Annotated in this window: 15 protein-coding genes and 1 tRNA gene; 8 read left to right on the plus strand and 8 right to left on the minus strand. The window is 60.8% G+C overall.

The annotated features are described in order from the left end of the window. Positions 1 to 313: 313 nt before the first annotated feature. From IEW00_RS17495 to IEW00_RS09715, 4 genes are all read left to right on the plus strand, one after another. Positions 314 to 601, plus strand: coding sequence for a phytanoyl-CoA dioxygenase family protein (locus tag IEW00_RS17495; RefSeq protein ID WP_229736934.1), 288 nt, complete (start codon positions 314 to 316; stop codon positions 599 to 601). A 1,091-nt stretch (positions 602 to 1,692) separates the two neighbouring features. Beyond that, positions 1,693 to 3,954 (plus strand): TonB-dependent receptor, encoded by a 2,262-nt coding sequence (locus IEW00_RS09705; RefSeq protein WP_188514198.1) that lies wholly within the window; start codon positions 1,693 to 1,695, stop codon positions 3,952 to 3,954. Continuing rightward, entirely contained in the window at positions 3,951 to 4,529 is a 579-nt protein-coding gene (locus IEW00_RS09710; protein WP_229736935.1) for a hypothetical protein, read from the plus strand. The genes IEW00_RS09705 and IEW00_RS09710 overlap by 4 nt, the downstream gene beginning before the upstream one ends. Further along, on the plus strand, positions 4,529 to 6,049 hold the full coding sequence (locus tag IEW00_RS09715; protein WP_188514199.1) for a PepSY-associated TM helix domain-containing protein: 1,521 nt from the start codon (positions 4,529 to 4,531) through the stop codon (positions 6,047 to 6,049). Before IEW00_RS09710 ends, IEW00_RS09715 begins: the two co-directional genes overlap by 1 nt. Before the next feature lie 294 nt (positions 6,050 to 6,343). Here IEW00_RS09715 and IEW00_RS09720 read toward each other — a convergent pair whose 3' ends face one another. Next, on the minus strand, positions 6,344 to 6,556 hold the full coding sequence (locus tag IEW00_RS09720; RefSeq protein ID WP_188514578.1) for a helix-turn-helix transcriptional regulator: 213 nt from the start codon (positions 6,554 to 6,556) through the stop codon (positions 6,344 to 6,346). Between the two features lie 474 nt (positions 6,557 to 7,030). Here IEW00_RS09720 and IEW00_RS09725 point away from each other — a divergent pair, with 474 nt between their 5' ends. The 4 genes from IEW00_RS09725 to IEW00_RS09740 all read left to right on the plus strand — a co-directional run bounded on the left by IEW00_RS09725 (position 7,031) and on the right by IEW00_RS09740 (position 12,202). Then, entirely contained in the window at positions 7,031 to 7,279 is a 249-nt protein-coding gene (locus tag IEW00_RS09725; RefSeq protein WP_188514200.1) for an RNA polymerase sigma factor, read from the plus strand. Between the two features lie 54 nt (positions 7,280 to 7,333). Further along, the gene (locus tag IEW00_RS09730; RefSeq protein WP_188514201.1) at positions 7,334 to 8,254 is read left to right on the plus strand and encodes a HEPN domain-containing protein; all 921 of its coding nucleotides are present in this window, start codon (positions 7,334 to 7,336) and stop codon (positions 8,252 to 8,254) included. Between the two features lie 288 nt (positions 8,255 to 8,542). Next, complete coding sequence (gene traA / locus IEW00_RS09735; protein ID WP_188514202.1) at positions 8,543 to 11,482, plus strand: Ti-type conjugative transfer relaxase TraA; 2,940 nt, start codon at positions 8,543 to 8,545, stop codon at positions 11,480 to 11,482. Positions 11,483 to 11,491: 9 nt separating this feature from the next. Next, positions 11,492 to 12,202 (plus strand): DUF6118 family protein, encoded by a 711-nt coding sequence (locus IEW00_RS09740; protein WP_188514203.1) that lies wholly within the window; start codon positions 11,492 to 11,494, stop codon positions 12,200 to 12,202. 220 nt (positions 12,203 to 12,422) lie between these two features. Here the strand turns inward: IEW00_RS09740 and IEW00_RS09745 are convergent, their stop codons facing one another. The 7 genes from IEW00_RS09745 to IEW00_RS09775 all read right to left on the minus strand — a co-directional run bounded on the left by IEW00_RS09745 (position 12,423) and on the right by IEW00_RS09775 (position 17,540). Then, on the minus strand, positions 12,423 to 12,917 hold the full coding sequence (locus IEW00_RS09745; protein ID WP_188514204.1) for a hypothetical protein: 495 nt from the start codon (positions 12,915 to 12,917) through the stop codon (positions 12,423 to 12,425). A gap of 188 nt (positions 12,918 to 13,105) precedes the next feature. Then, complete coding sequence (locus IEW00_RS09750; protein ID WP_188514205.1) at positions 13,106 to 13,393, minus strand: hypothetical protein; 288 nt, start codon at positions 13,391 to 13,393, stop codon at positions 13,106 to 13,108. An 834-nt stretch (positions 13,394 to 14,227) separates the two neighbouring features. Next, positions 14,228 to 14,303: transfer RNA gene (locus IEW00_RS09755), tRNA-Lys, on the minus strand. A gap of 90 nt (positions 14,304 to 14,393) precedes the next feature. Continuing rightward, positions 14,394 to 14,888, minus strand: a complete 495-nt coding sequence (gene folK / locus IEW00_RS09760; protein ID WP_188514206.1) for a 2-amino-4-hydroxy-6-hydroxymethyldihydropteridine diphosphokinase — start codon at positions 14,886 to 14,888, stop codon at positions 14,394 to 14,396. After that, complete coding sequence (locus IEW00_RS17635; RefSeq protein ID WP_188514207.1) at positions 14,858 to 15,406, minus strand: GIY-YIG nuclease family protein; 549 nt, start codon at positions 15,404 to 15,406, stop codon at positions 14,858 to 14,860. The genes folK and IEW00_RS17635 overlap by 31 nt, the downstream gene beginning before the upstream one ends. A 423-nt stretch (positions 15,407 to 15,829) precedes the next feature. Further along, entirely contained in the window at positions 15,830 to 16,678 is an 849-nt protein-coding gene (gene aguB / locus IEW00_RS09770; RefSeq protein ID WP_188514208.1) for an N-carbamoylputrescine amidase, read from the minus strand. Between the two features lie 10 nt (positions 16,679 to 16,688). Beyond that, positions 16,689 to 17,540 (minus strand): class I SAM-dependent methyltransferase, encoded by an 852-nt coding sequence (locus IEW00_RS09775; protein WP_188514209.1) that lies wholly within the window; start codon positions 17,538 to 17,540, stop codon positions 16,689 to 16,691. Between the last annotated feature and the right edge of the window lie 18 nt (positions 17,541 to 17,558).

Consider the following 17,558-nt stretch of genomic DNA (forward strand, 5'->3'; position numbering starts at 1 on the left):
CATATCTTAGAGGCGGCGTTATCTACGCTCCGGCAGGGCGAGGCTGGCCTCCGGCTTCATGGCATCGAAGCCCTCCGTCCTGTCCTCGCACACGATGGTTGTATTGGGGCCGTCGCTGCTTCAATTTTGGGCGCAACCGCTAGGCCTGTAAGAGCAATCCTATTCAACAAGTCGTCGGAAACGAACTGGTCGCTCGCTTGGCATCAAGACAGAACAATATGTGTGAAGGAACGGCGAGACCCTCGGATTCGGACCTTGGACAGTCAAAAGCGGATTGGTCCATGTTGCCCCGCCATTTGACCTGCTAACGCGGATGGTCACGTTGCGTGCGCACCTTGATGACGTTCCAGCTACGAATGCGCCGCTGCTTATCGCACCGGGCTCGCACGCGTATGGTCGAGTTCCAGTCACAGATGTAGAGAAGGTCATCGAGCTTTGCGGCACCGCATCCTGCACCGCTGAAGCTGGAGACATCTGGCTCTATTCAACGCCGATCCTCCATGCCTCTGAAAAGGCATCAACTCCAGCCAGGAGGCGAGTGCTTCAAGTTGATTATGCGGCTGAAGAGCTGCCGGACGGCCTCGAATGGCTCGGCGTTTAGAGTCATCAATCGATCCACAATCAGTCGCCCAAGGCGGATTGCGGTGCGCCTAAGGTCTATCAGGCCGATATCGCAGCGACTGCGCCAGAACCGGAAATTCTTTTGCCGACCCCATAGCGGCCGTTGCAAACATTCGGTGGCTCCGCTAATTTCCGGTTATGAGAAAGCGTTTCACAATCCTGATCTTGTCATTCGCAACATTGCCGGCAAGCAGTGTGTCACTTGCTGCTACTCAGCATAATTCAGAAGATCCCGCACTTATAATCACATCCGTTGATGAAGACACTGTATTGCTTGGCAAGCCGCTCCGAAAATTGGTCGGACTAATGTCGATTGTCAATCATGGAAGAGAAGATCTTTGCATTCAAACCGATATATTGGCGAACGATTTATCACCTCATGTGGTTATTAATGACGACACGCGGGGCCTTCCGCACCCACCCCTTGCGGAAGGCATCACTCGAATTGGTCAGGGCAAAGCTGTCTCGTTCAAAAGGGTGGTTGCCTTTCGCGATCTGGATCAGCCCAAAAGGCGACTCCGAGTGCGGGCCACAGTCTCTGCGTCGTGGTGCGATCGCGAAGTCTTTATCCGGTTAAGGTCGAATGTGTTTAGGGGTTGAGCGGGTTTGACCCTTCGGCAGCTATCCATCCATCTGCAGTCATAGAGCGCTCTGGAAAATGGTGCCAGAAGCCGACATCACTGCCGCGTTCCCAATGACCGGTTTTGGGAGACGCGGCGCAGCCCCCTAACGACCGGGATTGGGGCGCTTTGCTGAACGGCTGTTTTTCCAGTTCCGGAATTGCGGCAACTGGGCCGGTTGTTGAACGGCAGGTCCTGGCTGGCCAAGGGCTAAAGCCGCAGGTCGGCTGTCCGGCGACTTTGCTACGCCCGTCATGGTCGTTCACGAACCGGAGCAGGAAAGTGTGCTCTGTCCCGTGGCGTTCTGGCGGTTCCCGACCGATCTATGTTTATGGATTGCCAGTATTAAGGTTGGGCGCGATGGGGCACGCCGAAAAAGACCCTGACAATATATGCGATTGACTCTCATTAGCGCTTATGGTTAGGCGCTTCCCGTCGTCAGGGGAGTTCCATGAAATATTTATTGTCTTTGTCTACCTCGCTCCTTGCAGCGCTTGCTGCCCCAGCGGTTGCGGCTGCAGCGGAAGACACGTCTCCGGATGAGCAGAACGAGATCATAGTCACTGGCGAAAAGGCAGCACGCAGTCTTCAGGAAACGACGGCTTCCGTGAGCGTGACGACTGAGAAAAAGCTGGTCGAAGAGAATATCTTGACCATCCAGGACATCTACAATCGCACCGCGAATGTGTCGGAAACCTTTGGTGCGTCCGGTTTTTCGATCCGCGGTATCGACCAGCGCGGCGTTTCTGGCGGCGGCGATGCGGCGACCGCGACGGTGTTCGTCGACGGCGCGCCGGTGCCGCAGGATGTGCTCTCGAATGGTCCGACGGACATGTGGGATGTGGCGCAGGTCGAAATCTTCCGGGGGCCGCAATCGACCATCCAGGGCCTCAACGCACTGGCTGGCGCGGTGCATATCCGCACGCAGGATCCAACGTTCGACTGGAGCCTCAAAGGCCGTGCCCTCATTTCATCCTTCGATACGATGCACTTCGCGGTAGCTGGTGGTGGCGCAATCGTGCCTGGCGAACTGGCATTCCGAATCTCGGCCGAAAAGCGCGATTCAGATGGATATATCCGCAACATCACCCGCAATGTGCCGGAAAGCGGCGTGGATTCCACCTCGATCCGGGGCAAGCTGCTGTGGACGCCGTCTGCGCTGGCCGGTTTCGAGGCGCGCCTTGGCTATCACCGTTTCGAGACGAAGGGCGGCTACCTTTTCACCTATGTCGATCGATCGGTCGCGGATTACTTCGACAACCGGACCAACCCATCCGATTATCCCAACAGCAGCGATGTCGACAACGATCAGGTGACGCTGGACCTGCGCTATGATCTGGGCGGCGGCTTTTCGCTGAATACGCTCGGGACGTATACGGACACTGATTTCATCCGCAAATATGACGGCGATTCTTCGGCCGCCAGCGTAGCCTATAGCGACATCGCGGGCGGGGCCGAAACCTTCACCCAGGAGTTGCGCCTCAACTACGAGAGCGATCGGTTGAGCGCCTTAGCCGGATTTTTCTATTATCATCGCGACCAATACCGCCGCGCGCATCAGGTGACGCTGGTGCCGACGCCCGGCCCAACCATCGCGAACCTGCTGACTGGCGCGCTTGGCGCTCCGCTGGCGGCGCAGGTCGCAGCACTCTACACCGCTGCGCTGCCTACCATTCCCGTCGACTACACATCGGACTTTCCGACGAAGGTCGAGACGATGGCGGCGTTTGCCGACGCGCGCTATAGCCTGACCGACCGGCTCTCGCTGCTCGGCGGCTTCCGCTATGACCGCGAGCGCAACACGATCGGCGGCGAGGCGATCGCCACATTCATCGGAACGTTGCCCAATCCAGCGACGTTCGGTCCGCTGGCGCCGGTCTTCGCAGGCGTCAATGCCGCTGTGCTGGGGTTCGTTACCGACGCGAATGGCTCGGCGCCGGCGGGGACCCGCACCTTCAATGCCTTCCTGCCCAAGGGCGGCGTGGAGATGGCGTGGACGCCCGACCTTGCCACCGCCTTCGTCGTACAGCGCGGCTATCGTTCGGGCGGAAGCAGCTTCAACACCGCCCGTTCGCAACTGTTCGCCTATGAACCCGAATTCACCTGGAACTATGAACTGTCGCTGCGCTCGGCATGGCTCGACGGTCAGCTGACGGTGAATGCGAACGCCTTTTACATCGACTGGACGGACCAGCAGACCAACGCCAATTTCGGCAACGGCACCTATGACACGCATACGGTGAATGCCGGCACTTCGCATGTCTACGGGTTCGAGCTGGAGCTGGCCCACCGGGTTTCGTCGGCCTTCGACTGGTATGCCAGCCTGGGCCATACGCGCACGAAGTTCGATGAATTCGTCACCGATGTTGGCTCCATCACTGACCTGGCGGGTCTGGAGTTTCCCTATGCGCCCAGATGGACACTGGCGGGCGGCGCCAATGTGCGGTTCGGCGGCGGCTTCAACGCCAACGTCAACGCCAGCTACCGCAGCGCAGTCATGACCGACGTATCCGTCCCACAATCCGCCAGCCGCGTCGGCGCGCGCACTTTGGTCAATGCCCGGATCGGATACCAGGCCGATCATTGGAGCCTGTCGCTGTTCGCCAACAATCTGTTCGATGAGACGTATGATCAATACGTCAATGACTTCACCAATTTCGCCATCATTGGCGCACCGCGCAGCGTCGGCGTGGTGCTGGAGGCAGGATTTTGACGGGCGCAGCGCATTTCGGCGCGATGGCGGCCATTTTCGGTGGCGCGATCGCCGGAGGCTGGCTGCTGCGCCGGGCCTGGAGCCTCAAGGCCGACAAGGCGCCGTGGCGCTGGGCGGGGCTGGGCCTGCTGTCCCTCACTATCCTGTGGCCTGCCTGGCTTTTGGGAGAAGCGCGTGGTCCGTTCATCGCCGTAACGTTGTTGTCCGTTGCGGCCTTCGGCGTCATCGCTTCGGGCTATACGTACCGCCCGTCCAGAGCAGGGCGCGCGGCGCGTGAGGGCCTGGCTCCGGAACCGGCGGAGCGTGCGCCGAGCGCGTGGCGGACCACGCTGCGCTGGTCGCTGGCTGGCCCCATCGGCATGGTTGCGGCAATGGGGCTGGGGATCGGCTATGCTACCTGGGCACCCGGTGAAATGCAGACGCGGCTGCTGATCGGCGGGCTCATCGTGCCGCTGGCATGGGGCGGTGCGATGGCATGGACACTGGCGGACAGTCGCATCCTGCGCGCCACCGCCGTGCTGGTGGGAACCGCCATCTCCGGATTCAGTGCGGCCATGCTCAAGGGGTTCACATAATGAAAGCGAAAAAGAGCAAGGGTTTCCCCTCACCCGATCTCGTGCGCGCGGTGCTCAAGGGGCACAGCGGGCTGGGCCTTGCCTTTGCCGCCCTGCTGTATCTGGTGTGCCTGACCGGCACGATCGCCGTTTTCACCCATGAATTTCAACGCTGGGAAAATCCGGCTGCCGAGTCCATGGAAACTATGTCTGCCGAAGCGGTTCAGGCCGCCTATCGCGCGGCAGTGGAGCGTGCAGACGGTCCGGTCGAGCACGCGCTCATTCTTATGCCGAGCCAAGATCGGCCCTGGCCGACGCTGCGGATCGATACCGAGGACGGAACCCAGACGACCTGGATCGCCGATAGCTCGGGTCGCATTTCCGGCGAAATTCGCGAGGGTTGGACAAAATTTGTGACCCGGCTGCATATCAATCTCCACCTGCCACAAAGCTGGGGCATCTTTATCGTCGGGCTGACCGGCGTTGCGTTACTTTCCTCGCTGATCTCGGGCTTGCTCGCGCATCCGCGCCTTTTCCGCGATGCTTTTCACCTCCGGCTCGGCGGGTCACGGCGGCTGCAGGAGGCCGATCTGCACAATCGCATTGGCGTGTGGGCGCTGCCATTCCACGTCACCGTATCGCTTACGGGTGCGCTGCTCGGCCTTAGTTCGATCATCATCGGCGCGATCGGCCTGGCAGTGTTTCAGGGCGATACCGCCAAGGTCTATGCCATTTTCACTCCGCCGCATCTGGCAGAGGACGCGCGGCCAGCTCCGCCGCTTGACCTGCGGCCACTGTTCGCCAGCGTGGCCACGAAAGCGCCGGGAGCGCGCATCAGCTATCTCGTTGTCGAACACCCCACAGAAATGGGGGCGGCGGTCATCTTCGAGGTTGAGGACGGCTCTTCGCGCTTAGCCAACGCAGATAGCTATGCGTTCGATCGCAGTGGCAAGCTTTACCATCAGCAAAAGGCTGAACAGAACAACGTGGGCCAGCAGATTCTGGGCTCATTGGGGCAGTTGCATTTCGGCTGGTTCGGCGGCGGTATGATCAAGATCGCGTATGCGCTGCTCGGTCTTGGCCTCACCTATCTCGCGGCGGGCGGCGTCAATATCTGGCTGGCACGGCGACGTGACAAGGGGCGACCGGCGCCGGGCTGGGAGCGTGTGTGGGCCGCTTCGGTCTGGGGGCAGCCCGTCGCGTTGGTAGGAGCCGCGCTCGCTGCGCTGTTCACAATGTCGGTTGCGCCGCTGATCTGGACATGGGCCGCAATCAGCGTCGCGATGCTTGGCGCTGCGGCTTTCCTGCCGCCAGTCGCGATCTCGCGGATCGGGCGCGCCGGAACGGGCATATTTTTCATCGCCCTTGCCACGGCTCATCCTGCCTTCATGGGCACCGGCGATCGCATGGCTCTGATTGTCAATGGCGTTTTCGGACTGATCGGTCTCAGCTTGCTTGCGACCGTTATTGGACAGGTTTCAATGCTCAGAAAGGCGTTAATGCCCGCATCAACTAGACCTAAGTCCGAGCGGCGAACCTAATGTCTGCCATCGAATGTTGTACTCGGTAAGAGTTTATGAGGCTGCAGTTCGGCAGACCGCAGCTCTGAAACTGCAGCTTCTTTCCAGACCCAGCACCACGGGCCGATTGGTTACGATGTCCGCTTTCGAGCAATCGGCGGGGAAGCCGTAATGACCGAGATTAGGGCGCGAAGCTGACTGGCGGCTTACCGAATTGATCGCCCTCTGTAAGGCATGGGCACGCAAGATGGGGCAGCCCCTGTCAGTCATTACGGTTCGGACAAACCTCCAGCAACGTTCTTTGCCTTCGTCGGGTCATCCTGCTCGGTCTGTGACCTCATAGAACATCGGGTTCTGCAGCCACTCCTCGATGGCCGATTCCCGCCACCCGCAGCATCGTTCGGCGAGTTTGACCTGCCTGGGGAAAGTACCTGCCTGGATCTTGCGGTAGAGCGTTGCTCTGGATAGCCCGGTACGATCGAGCACGGTGTTGAGCCTCAGGAACCTGTTGGGTGCATGGGATGCCATGGCCATTGTCTCCATCCTGTGATGTGATCTGCCCCTGCCTGCGACGCAGAATGGCGATGTGCCGCTGCGCGTCAATCGAGCCACATGCGGCTATCTCGCAGGCAGTAGGGCAGGGCAGCGCTGCTGGCTGATCGCCGGATGCGGCAGCGTAAGCAGAATATTTCTGCTCGCGGCATCTCACTGTGTTTCAGCATTCAGCAGCGCATCTGCGGTCGCAGCAAAGCTGCGGCATTTGCCCTGTTCGGGCGGGACACCGGGGGCCGTCAATCGCCTCTGGCCACGCCAGGCCAGCGCGCAACCCGCGTTGCGGGTCCTACACTGCGTTGCGGTGCTTTCGGCATGCGCGCCGTCCGTTGCAGCGTGGCTGCCAGCTTTTCTTCGCCGCCCCCCAGCGCCCCTTCCGGGCCGGGGCCGGATGGAAGGAGACAAGGTCATGGAAAACACTACCACCCTTAGCTACACGGGAGAGGCAGCATGAGCGCGCGCCTTTCCCGAGCGCAGCGGCAGCAGCTGCGCCGCGCGGAACGCGCCGTCGACAATATGTCGCCGATGCAGCGCGAGATCTTCCTCGGCATTCGCGTCGATGAGCTGAGCTATGCAGAGCTCGCTGCGATGCACGGCATCACCGTCGCCGAGGTTGAGCATCACTTTGCAGGCGCTCTGCGCATCCTCGACCGGCACATGCACGAACACCACCACAAGTGGTGGCAGTTCTGGCGATGAAGGCCAGCTTCCACCTTGCCAATCGCCAACCATCCCTACAGGGTAAACAGGACCATGCGAACCGACATCGATCACCTTCCGGCCAACAAGCAGCGCGAGCTTGAGCGCGTAAAGCAGATCATCTTCGAAGAGTTCGAGGACGCTCTGGCGCTCGCCACGCACCAGTGGAAAAAGAAGGGCAGGATCGAGAAGCTGATCCTTTACGGCAGCTATGCCCGAGGCGGCTGGGTTGACGAGCCGCATACGGCCAAGGGCTATCGTTCCGACTTCGATCTGCTGATCATCGTCAACGACAAGCGGCTCACCGAGCGCGTCGATTACTGGCTGAAGCTCGAGGATCGGTTGATCCGCGAGCTTGCAATCGACCGGACACTGCACACGCCGATCAACTTCATCGTCCACACCCTTCAGGAAGTGAACGACGGACTGGCTCACGGCCGGTATTTCTTCATGGACGTTGCCAAGGACGGCATCGCCTTGCACGAGGCTGACGAGAGAGCGCTGCACACGCCCAAGCCTAAGACGCCCGAGCAGGCGCTAGCTATGGCGCAGGAGTATTTTGACGAGTGGTTTCCGAACTCAATGAAGCGGTTCGAGAGTGCCAATTTCCTGATCAGTAAGGGTTACAACAAGCAGGCGGCGTTCGACCTACATCAGACTTCTGAAGGCCTGTACCATTGTGTGCTGCTGGTCTGCACCTTCTACTCGCCGCATGTCCATAATCTCGGCTTTCTGCGTACTCAGGCCGAGCGCATCGATATGCGTCTCGTCGATGCCTGGCCGCGTGATACGCGCATTGATCGTACGCGGTTCGAGAAGCTGAAAGAGGCCTATGTGAAGGCCCGGTACTCCAAGCACTATCGGATCACCGAAGAAGAGCTGCTGTGGCTCGGCGGCTGCGTCGAGGCACTCGGCCGCGCGGTGCACGCGATCTGTTCGGAGCGCATCGCATTGTTGTCTGACAAGGTCGGCTAAACCGGAGGTGTGATCCGGCGCGAGCCCTCAGGCTGCTTGGCTTGCGCGTCCTGAGCCGCTTGGCCTTGCTGTGGAGCGCCTGAAGCTCGGCGTCGTAATCACGTGGTTTTCGCATGAGGTTGTTCCTTCGATTGTCGGTGAAGGACCAACCAGCTATCCCTCTCTCATCCCGCAGACAACAGGCTGGGTCGCTGTGAGACCCCGTCATCTCGAGCGCGATCAAATCGGGGGAGGGCGCGCTTATACGTCGTGCCGACGTCGCTCGTTTGGCGTAAATGGATGGTCGCCATGGCGATCTATCACTTCTCGGCCAAAGCCATCTCCCGCGCTGCAGGTTCGTCTGCGGTCGCCGCTGCGGCCTATCGCGCAGGCGAGCAGCTGCACGATGACCGGCTCGGGCGGACGCACGACTTTACCAACAAGGCCGGTGTCGTTCACAGCGAAGTCATGCTGCCCGAAGGGGCGAATGAAGCCTGGTCCGATCGCGAAAAGCTCTGGAATGATGTCGAGGCGGGCGAGCTGCGCAAGGACGCCCAGCTGGCCCGCGAGATAGAGTTTGCTCTGCCGCGAGAGATGACACAGGCTCAGGCGATCGAACTGGCGCGGGACTTCGTCAAAGCTGAGTTTGTTGATCGGGGCATGATCGCCGATCTCAATGTGCATTGGGATATCGGCGCAGATGGCGAGGCAAAGCCGCACGCGCATGTCATGCTGACCATGCGCGAAATTGTTGTCGGCGAAGATGGTTCGGCCAGCTTCGGCGCAAAGGTTCGCGAGTGGAACCGGACCGAGCTCTTGACCCATTGGCGCGAAGCCTGGGCGGACCATGCGAACCAGCGCATGGCCGTGCTCGACATCGATGCGCGTATCGATCACCGCTCGCTGGCAGCGCAGGGCATCGACCTGGAGCCGCAGTCGAAGATCGGCGCTGCGGCCTCGCGCATGGCAGGCGAGGGGCTTTCGCCCGAACGACTGGCCGAACATGCCGATATCGCGCGCTCGAACGGCGAGAAGATCATCGCCGATCCGAACATCGCTCTTAATGCGATCACGCACCAGCAGGCGACTTTCACGACGCGCGACCTTGCGATGTTCGCGCACCGCCACAGCGCTGACAAGGAGCAGTTCGATGCTGTGATGTCCGCGGTGAAGAACGCGTCCGAGCTCATAGCGCTTGGCAGGGACGGCAAAGGCAACGACCGGTTCACGTCGCGCGAGATGCTGGAGACCGAGCAGCGGTTGGAGAGCGCGACGATCCGGCTCGAAGCACGGCGCAGCCATGCTGTGCCTGATCGTTATCGCGAGCTGGCACTGGCCAATGCAAAGTCGCGCGGAATGGACCTGTCGGCTGAGCAGCGCGGAGCGCTGGAGCATGTCACATCGGCAAAAGGCGTCAGCAACGTCATTGGATATGCCGGAACGGGGAAAAGTGCGATGCTGGGGGTAGCGCGCGAGGCATGGGTGCGCGCTGGCTATACGGTGCAGGGTGCAGCACTATCGGGCATTGCTGCGGAAGGGCTGGAGCATGGCTCACGCATCCCTTCGCGAACGCTTGCCAGCCTGGAGTATCAATGGGGGCAGGGCAGGGAGCTGCTCACCAGCAAGCATGTGCTGGTGATCGATGAGGCAGGCATGCTCGGGACGCGTCAGATGGAGCGCGTCGTATCGCATGCTCAGCAGCAAGGCGCCAAGGTCGTCATGGTTGGCGATCCGCAGCAGCTGCAGGCGATCGAGGCAGGCGCTGCGTTCCGGGCTGTGGCCGAGCGGCATGGCGCTGTCGAGATCGCGTCGATCCGGCGGCAGCAGATCGACTGGCAGCGTGAGGCGACACGTGAACTTGCTACGGGTAGAACGGGTGAGGCGCTTGGCCGGTATGAGGAAGCTGGCAACGTCCATGTTGCCGAGACGCGTGAAGCTGCGCGCGCCGGCCTTGTCGATGCCTGGGAACGCGACAGGCAGGCGAAGCCAGATGCCAGCCGGATCATCTTGACGCATACGAATGACGAGGTCCGCGCGCTCAATGAAGCGGTGCGCGAGAAGGTACGCGCCAGCGGAGATCTTGGTGAAGACGTTGCGCTCAAGGTCGAGCGCGGCGCGCGGCAGTTTGCCGATGGCGACCGGATCATGTTCCTGAAGAACGAACGCTCGCTTGGTGTGAAGAACGGATCGCTCGGGACCGTAGAGAGCGTCAGTGCCTTGCGCATGTCGGTGAAGCTCGATGATGGCAAGGCTGTGGCGTTCGATCTCAAGGACTATGCCCATCTGGATCATGGCTATGCAGCCACCATCCATAAGGCGCAGGGCATGACCGTCGATCAGGTCAAGCTGCTGGCGACACCGGGCATGGATAGCCATGGGGCTTATGTCGCGTTGTCGCGGCATCGCACCCAGGTCGATCTGCATTATGGCAAGGACGACTTTGCCGATCGCAAGGCGCTGGTGCGCACGCTCAGCCGCGAGCGTGGCAAGGATATGGCCAGCGATTACGCGCGGCAGCCGGAGAAGACCGCTGAGGTTCCGCAGCCACAGCGCGAGGCCCGCGCTGGGCTTAAGGTCAGTCGCAGTGGTCATCTGGTCGATCTGCTCAAGGGCGCGTCTGCAACGCCCCAGCGCGAGCCGGTTGCGCAGGCGCGCGCAAAAGTCGCATGGCCGGAACAGGCGAGCGACAAACAAGCTTTCGACAAGGCCGTGCAGCGGTTTGCGCGGGTGGCGCAGGACATCGTCGCAATGCGCGACAAGGGGCTTGAGCCGCTGGCTTCGCAGCGGACTGCGCTGAACAAAGCCGGGGCGGAGCTCAACGCGCTGAGGCCGGACAGCTTTGGTGATCTGCGCAAGGCCATGAACCGCGATCTGAGTCTTATCCCTGAGGCAGTAAAGGGCCGCACCGATCGCGCCGTCCAGGCGATGGAGCAGCAGGCGAAGCTGCGGATTGAGGCGCAGCTTGTTGCCGCCGCCAATGAGCGGCGGGCCGATGCTTTTGTCGATCAGTGGCAGCGGCAGTCTGAGCAGTATCGGGCGCTGCGCAAGAACGGCAGCGCGGCTACTTCGGACAAGGTGCGCGCCTCGCTGGTTGGCATGGCAAAGGGCCTGGAGCGCGATCCGCAGCTTGAGTCGGTGCTGGCAAACCGGCGTCCGCAGCTGGGGCTGGACGCTATGAGCACGAAACCGCTGTCTCAGGACCTCCAGAAATCGCTCGGTCTCTCGCGTGGGCTCGGCATGGGGATGTAGGCATGCGGGATGGCCGATGCTGAACCTGATCCTTCCCCCGAAGAAATTCCGATTGAGCAGGCGCTGGACGCTGTAGCCCGGCGGCTGGCGGGCGTCACGGCTGCGGTCGATGGGTTTGCTGAGCGGCAGCAGGATCTGTTCGGGCGCGACTACAGCGAGGACCTGGCTTTGATCCACCAGAGCTGCGAAGACCTGCGTGAGGCTATGAATACACTGGCTCAGAAACCCGCTCTGGTGCTGACACCCGAGATGATTGGTCGGCAAATCGAGACGGCAACGCGGCAGGTGCGCAAGGATGCCGATCGGGCTTTCGCTGCCGCCCACAACAATTTTCAGAATGCGATCAGCGCGCTCGCCAGGATAACGGGTTCGGTGCGAACAGTGAAGCGCCAGAACCAGTGGTTGGCTGGCGCTGCAGGGTTTACCCTCGTGCTTGGTGCACTGGGCGGGAGTATCGTGCTGCCTGCGATCGACTGGGTTGTGCCAGAAGGCTGGCTATGGCCTGAAAAGCGGGCAATGTCGGCATTGCGCCGTAACGGCAGGGAGGCTGGGGAGCGACTGCTTCTGGTGGCCGATCCGGAGCGCTGGAATGCCATCCAGGCGGCGACAAGATTATCGGAGGTAAACAGCGTTGCCATCGAGAGGTGCGCTAGGCGGGCGGCAGACCGGAAGTTGAAGACCGTTGGCTGCTCGGTTGAGGTCGGGGCGCGAGATTACTGAATTGCCCTACTTGAGGTCAAAACTGGATCTCAAAGACCGTAACCTGATGCCCAGCATTGGATTGAACCTACGGCAGCATTGCGCCCCAATATCGGTCATTAGCAGCGATCATTGCATTGCCTGAAAGCGGTCATCGGGAACGCGCCGGTGATGTCGGCTTCGGGCATAACCTTGCAGGACGCTCTATGGCGCAAAGCGGGTGGTTTTCGGAATGGCCGCTTCAATCCGCGACGGGCAGCTGAATGAGCGGCGAATAGTCTGTCAGATTGCCAAGACATACCGCCAGGATTCGAGCGTCTGCTGCCCCATGTTCCTCGTAGAGTGACCAGCATTCCTTCGCCACACGCGGCGCTATATCCGGGTTCATGGCGACCCATCTCTCTTTGGCGCCCAGGGCGTCTTTGTTTGTCATCGCCGCCTGAGCGGAAGCAACGTGTATCGCAAGCACAGACGCCTCTACTGCTTCGTCCTGCTTGGAAGCACATTCCATATTGATCCGTCCGCCTGACAGACAATAGCTATAGGCTTGGTCGCGCACCCGATCGAAAAGCTCAGGCTTATCGGTGAAATTCAGCCAGCTGGGTTTTGCACCAAAAACGCTCTGTGCTTGCGATTCCTCGACAACCCGCTGCGTTGTTTCCGCGCTAGGCGTGCCCGATTGGCACCCAAGTAAGCTACTTACGAGGACAAGGATGCCTGCGTGAATGCGTCTCATGGCCCCGATCTTACCGCAGGCTGCAATGACCGCAACGGGGTCGGTAACAGAATTTCCGGTTCTGGCGCAATCGCTGCGATAGCTGCCTGACCGGTCTTGGGTGCGCACCCATCCGCAGTCGATGGCCGTTTATGGGTGGAAACCGGGCATTGGCGTATGCTGAGTTCGGTGTCACCGGCACTGGGGTTTTATCCGCCGCTATGTTCCTGCGCTTTCATGCAAAAAAGCCAAGCCCCCGCGATGGCCGCTGCCAGAAGGGCATAAGGGAGCACAACGCCTATCCTGAAGTCGCTTTGCGCCATTCCAACCCCCAACCCCACCAAGACTAGGAGCAGTGTCACTAACATTGTCACGAGAACCAGTGTCGCACCAGTAAGGAAGTGGCGGGTCGCCAAAGAAATCAGAAAGCAAAGAGTCGCCATGATTAGGCCGTTCACAAAAATCCAGGCCAACCAACCGCCAGCAACGCCGCTCACCGCTTACACTCCTCAAATGGTAACTCGACAATGCGGGTTCTCGCACTAACCTATCATGGCCACAATGGGGTCGGAACCCGAATGGCAGATTTTTTGAGATCGCCGCGTTTTTCAGTCATTCCGGAAGCGACCCCGTTCCTGCCGCCGATTACCCCCCTTCTGTCGCCCGCACTCCGCGCTTCCAGCACAACACTCCGATCACCAATGGCAGGCCGAAGAAAAGTAAATAAAGATCCCAGTAATCCGCCAGCAAGCCGGAGATCGAAGAAGGTTCAAGCAGAGGGAGTAGTAAGGGAGACAAGATGATCGGCGGCGTCGTCCAAAGCGCCCAAGCCGCTCGCTTCCAAAGAACGGAAGGCGACGGGGGAGTTATGAACCACCGCCAAAATCTCGTGATCGATTCACCGAACCTCGCCATAGTCTTAGGCATACATTGCCGACGGCAAGAATCCACCCAATTGCGGCCATGGGATGCCCTGTGGCGGCTGCCTGAAAGCTGACGTGCGGCTTCAGCCCTTTCATGGCCAGGACCTGCCATTCGGCAACCGGCCCAATTGCCGAATTTCTGGAATTGGGTCGGGAGATGCAATTCGCAGTCTTGCTTAGGGAGGCGGGAAACGTGAGGCATGACACTTGGCTAACGGCCAGCTCTCGACATCCACTCAATGGCATTGCACGAACTGCGTTTCCGTTCTTCGCTGCCTCTGAGGGTGATCCTGCATCGTCATCCCTGAGATGTCATGAAATGTTACCTAGGATGTTACCTAAGGTGCGGATCAGCGTAAAAATTGTCCGAGCGATGTTCTACTAAGTACTTCATTTACAATCAAATTATGGTGAGCCCTGCTGGGTTCGAACCAGCGACCTACTGATTAAAAGTCAGTTGCTCTACCGACTGAGCTAAGGGCCCGTAAGGGGTGGCGCGAGGGAATGGCGCCATCGGATGTCGACCGGGTATGGCCCGGTGCGGCGTCTCCCCTAGTCGTGCATCCCGGATGGGTCAAGCCCGTGCGAGCCGGTGCAGCAACTGGGCGATGCTGCGACCGGTGACCGGATCGCGCAGGCGCGGCGCGATCATCGCGGCCGGATGCAGCACGAAGCGCCGCTCGTGAAAGGCTGTGTGCGGGACGATCAGCTCTGGTCGGCGCGAGTGCCAGGTGCCACCTGACCACCAGATGATGTCGAGGTCGAGCGTACGTGCCGACCAGCGCTGGCCGCGCCTTGCGCCGAAACGCGCCTCCAGCGCCTTGAGCAGCACCAGCAGGTCATCGGGGGCAAGGGTGGTACAGATCAGCGCGGCGCTGTTGGCGTAGGTGCGCTGCGAAGGCCCGATCGGGCGGCTGCGGATAACCGGTGCAAGCGCGAGAATGTCCACATCTTGTTCGGCGAGCACTTCCATCGCTGCTCCCAGCACGCGCTCGGGTGAACCGAACACGTGGTGCCGCCGGTTCGATCCCAGCGCGATCAGATATTGGGCAAGGCTTGCCTGACGCATGGCCTGCGCCTAGCGCCTGGACGTGACCAGTGTAAGCCCCAGTTTGTACACTGATCCGCTGCAGGATTGTCTGCTTCGCTCTCGCTTGGTGGCGCTGCGCGACGCATGTCGGGCCGAAATCGGTGTAACGTGACCACGTGCGCCTTATCCGTCACCCCGGACTTGATCCGCGGCCCAGGGCAGTGGAGCGCCGCTGGGTGCAACTGTCGTGAAGCGCCCCGCAGCGAAGGAAACCCGAAGTCCTCGGCAAGATCGCGCCAGCGCGGGTTGGCGTTTTCGATCAGATCCAGTTTCGACCTGCGTTGCCAGTTCTTGAGCTGCTTTTCGCGCGCGATGGCAGAGTCCATCGTTTCAAACCCCTCGAACCAAACGAGCAGTTTAACTTCGTGTTTGGCGTTGAAACCCCTGAACGTGCCCTCGCGGTGCTGGTGGATGCGACCAATCAGGTTGGACGTGACGCCGGTATACAGCGTCCCATTGCGCTGGCTTGCTAGAATATAGACCGCCGGCTTCTTCATCGAACCGTAGCGTGTCCCACCCTGGGTCCCGGATCAAGTCCGGGATGACGAGTTTAGGGGGCTGCATGCGCCTTATCTGTCACCTCGGACTTATCCGGGGCCCAGAGCAACGGAACGCCGCTGATGAAGAACGCACTCCGTACTGCCCGGACCCACGGATGACGAAAAAGCCCATGCCAGAACGCTCGCCTTGCAGATTTCAGATGGACTATAAAGGCCCTCGGCTGGGGTGATGGATCACCAGACGGCGCAATTTGCCGCACTGGCTGCACCTGCCGACGGTGTATTTCTTTCCCCAGGCACCGAAGCGGACGCCACCTGCATCAGCGACCGACCGTTCGTGGCCGCAGGTGGTGCAGCGGATCATCCATTCCCTGGACTGGCTCCGGGCATTCTCGCGTATGCGCCTAAGCCAGCCGAACATCACACGTCCTGCGCCAGCCGTCCGTACAGTTCGGGCCTGCGGTCGCGGAAGAAGCCCATTCCAGCGCGGTGGGTGCGGGCTTGGGCGAGGTCGAGCGTCGCGACTAGGACGCCGGTTTCTTGCGCCCCGTATTCGAGCACCTTGTCGCCCCACTCGTTGGTGATGAAGCTGTGACCGTAAAACGTCTGGTCGCCTTCCTGGCCGATGCGGTTGCTGGCTATCACCGGCATGCAGTTGGAGACCGCATGGCCCTGCATCGCGCGCTGCCACATCCGGCTGGTGTCGAGCGTGCTGTCATAAGGTTCAGAGCCGATTGCGGTCGGATAGAACAAGAGCTCTGCGCCCATCAGCGCCATCGCGCGCGCGCATTCAGGGTACCACTGATCCCAGCAGATGCCGACGCCAATGCGGGTGCCGCACACGTCCCACACCTTGAACCCGGTGTTGCCCGGGCGGAAATAATATTTTTCCTCATAGCCCGGACCGTCGGGAATATGGCTCTTGCGGTATACCCCCATGATCTCGCCTTCGGGGTCGATCATCGCCAGCGAGTTGTAATGATGCGGGCCATCTCGCTCGAAGAAGCTGGTGGGGATAGCGACCTTGAGCTGGCGGGCGAGCTTGGCCATCGCGCGGACGCTGGGGTGCTCGGCGGTAGGGCGCGCGGTCGCAAACAGCGCCTCGTCCTCGGTCCGGCAGAAATAAGGCCCTTCGAACAGCTCGGGGGGCAGGATGATATCCGCCCCCTTGTCGGCTGCGTGGGCGACCAGATCCGTCACCGCCTCGATGTTCTCGGCTTCGCTTGCGCCCAGCGCAAGCTGCAGGGCGGCGACGGTGATCTCGGTCATGTGTCTTTGCTTACTTCTTTTTGAACAACAGGGTCATGCGGTCGGACTCGCCGATCGCGGCGTACTTGGCCTTGTCCTGATCCTTCAGCGCGTAATTGGGCGGAAGGGTCCAGACTCCCTGTGCGTGATCGGCAGGGTCCTTGGGGTTGGCGTTGATCTCGCTCTTGCCCGCGAGCACGAAGCCGTGCTTTTCGAAGGTCGCGATCACATCGGCTTCCTTGAGATAACCCTTCGAGCCATCGACATAGGCAGCAGGCGCATCGGCCTTGGCGCGGTGCTGTACGACACCGACCATTCCGCCAGGGGCCAGCATGGCGTGCATCGCGTCAAGCTCGCTGCCCAGAATGCCCGAGCGCTGCAGGTTGTGCAGCATCCGGAAGACAAGCACCCGGTCGATCTTGCCCTGCATCTCGGCAGGAACCGCATTGTTCACATAGGCAGTGATCTTGTCCGCACTCAGTCCGGTGGCCTTGGTTGCCCGATCGGGATAGGCGGCAGGATAGGCGGCCATCTGCGCCTTGCGTTCTGCGCTCAACGAGGGGCTGCTGGGCGATACGCCCAGCGCGACGTACTTGCCACTGGTCGCGGTCAGCGGTGCCAGGATCTTGGTGTACCAGCCCGCATCAGCAGCATATTCGGCCACAACCATGTCGGGTTTGACCTGGAAGAACTCGAGCGTCTGCTTGGGGTGGCGATACTGGTCACGCGCCTTGTCGTCTCCGCGCAGATCCGCAGCGACCGCCGCATCGATGGCCGACGCGGCGCTGGCGTCAGCAGCCTGCGCTGCGAAGGCGGGCTGGGCGGTGGCGATCAACGGCAAAGCAGTGCCCGCAATCAGGGCGGGGATAATCAAATGGCGCATGGGGCAATCCTCTTGTGG

It is taken from the genome of Blastomonas aquatica (assembly GCF_014639875.1).
Lineage (GTDB): Bacteria > Pseudomonadota > Alphaproteobacteria > Sphingomonadales > Sphingomonadaceae > Blastomonas > Blastomonas aquatica.

Excerpts from the sequence above, each read along its gene's own strand:
- IEW00_RS17495 (WP_229736934.1), top strand. The coding sequence starts at position 314 with ATGGTCACGTTGCGTGCGCACCTTGATGACGTTCCAGCTACGAATGCG.
- IEW00_RS09705 (WP_188514198.1), top strand. The coding sequence starts at position 1,693 with ATGAAATATTTATTGTCTTTGTCTACCTCGCTCCTTGCAGCGCTTGCT.
- IEW00_RS09715 (WP_188514199.1), top strand. The coding sequence starts at position 4,529 with ATGAAAGCGAAAAAGAGCAAGGGTTTCCCCTCACCCGATCTCGTGCGC.
- IEW00_RS09720 (WP_188514578.1), bottom strand. The coding sequence starts at position 6,556 with ATGGCATCCCATGCACCCAACAGGTTCCTGAGGCTCAACACCGTGCTC.
- IEW00_RS09725 (WP_188514200.1), top strand. The coding sequence starts at position 7,031 with ATGAGCGCGCGCCTTTCCCGAGCGCAGCGGCAGCAGCTGCGCCGCGCG.
- IEW00_RS09730 (WP_188514201.1), top strand. The coding sequence starts at position 7,334 with ATGCGAACCGACATCGATCACCTTCCGGCCAACAAGCAGCGCGAGCTT.
- traA (WP_188514202.1), top strand. The coding sequence starts at position 8,543 with ATGGCGATCTATCACTTCTCGGCCAAAGCCATCTCCCGCGCTGCAGGT.
- IEW00_RS09740 (WP_188514203.1), top strand. The coding sequence starts at position 11,492 with ATGGCCGATGCTGAACCTGATCCTTCCCCCGAAGAAATTCCGATTGAG.
- IEW00_RS09745 (WP_188514204.1), bottom strand. The coding sequence starts at position 12,917 with ATGAGACGCATTCACGCAGGCATCCTTGTCCTCGTAAGTAGCTTACTT.
- folK (WP_188514206.1), bottom strand. The coding sequence starts at position 14,888 with ATGCGTCAGGCAAGCCTTGCCCAATATCTGATCGCGCTGGGATCGAAC.
- IEW00_RS17635 (WP_188514207.1), bottom strand. The coding sequence starts at position 15,406 with ATGAAGAAGCCGGCGGTCTATATTCTAGCAAGCCAGCGCAATGGGACG.
- aguB (WP_188514208.1), bottom strand. The coding sequence starts at position 16,678 with ATGACCGAGATCACCGTCGCCGCCCTGCAGCTTGCGCTGGGCGCAAGC.
- IEW00_RS09775 (WP_188514209.1), bottom strand. The coding sequence starts at position 17,540 with ATGCGCCATTTGATTATCCCCGCCCTGATTGCGGGCACTGCTTTGCCG.